The sequence below is a fragment of the Pseudoramibacter alactolyticus ATCC 23263 genome, assembly GCF_000185505.1.
GTDB classification, from domain to species: domain Bacteria; phylum Bacillota; class Clostridia; order Eubacteriales; family Eubacteriaceae; genus Pseudoramibacter; species Pseudoramibacter alactolyticus.
The window spans coordinates 1-1,017 of the sequence record NZ_GL622365.1 but is presented as its reverse complement, the minus strand read 5'-3'; the positions used below and the strand labels follow the sequence as shown (position 1 = coordinate 1,017).

The 1,017-nt window shown below is 54.2% G+C and carries 1 rRNA gene; it reads right to left on the bottom strand.

Annotation, left to right across the window (positions count from 1 at the left end):
- Positions 1 to 1,017, bottom strand: a 23S ribosomal RNA gene (locus tag HMPREF0721_RS11170); the annotation flags it as partial.

Below are 1,017 nucleotides of genomic sequence, written 5' to 3'. Positions count from 1 at the left end.
CACTGTCCTTGAACCGGATCACGGTCCACAGGAGATAACCAGAACAATCAGAGTGGTATTTCAACAACGACTCCACCACCACTAGCGTGACAGCTTCACAGTCTCCCACCTATCCTACACAAGCCAACCCAAATCACCAATACCAAACTATAGTAAAGGTCACGGGGTCTCTCCGTCCTGCTGCGCGTAACGAGCATCTTTACTCGTAATGCAATTTCACCGAGTTCATGGTGGAGACAGTAGGGAAATCGTTACTCCATTCGTGCAGGTCGGAACTTACCCGACAAGGAATTTCGCTACCTTAGGATGGTTATAGTTACCACCGCCGTTTACTGGGGCTTAAGTTCACCGCTACGCATCACACTCACAGTTCCCCTTAACCTTCCAGCACCGGGCAGGAGTCAGTCCGTATACATCGTCTTACGACTTCGCACGGACCTGTGTTTTTGGTAAACAGTCGTTTCCCCCTGGACTCTGCGCCCCTCACCGCCACCACACCGCACGGGTGCACGACAGCTCAGGTCCCCCTTATCCCAAAGTTACGGGGGCATTTTGCCGAGTTCCTTCACCACGATTCACTCGATCGCCTCGGTATACTCTACCTATCCACCAGTGTCGGTTTAGGGTACGGGCGGACCCGCCACCTCGCTCACGAAGCTTTTCTCGACAGTACAGGATCACTCACTCACCCACAACCGTGGGCTCCCCATCATGCCTCAACCTTCACGCCCAGCGGATTTACCTACCAGACAGTCCACACACTTAGCCCCGGACAACCATCACCGGGGATGAGCTACCTCACTGCGACCCTCCGCAGCTTGCCTACTACATGATCGGTTCACACACTCACCCACCCCAGAAGCATCAAAAACACTCCCAAGACAAGCTCACATGCTTAGCATCACACACCTCGACACGGACGGTGACAAGCCGGTACCAGAATATCAACTGGTTACCCATCGACTACGCCTGTCGGCCTCGCCTTAGGACCCGACTCACCCAGGGCAGACAAACTTG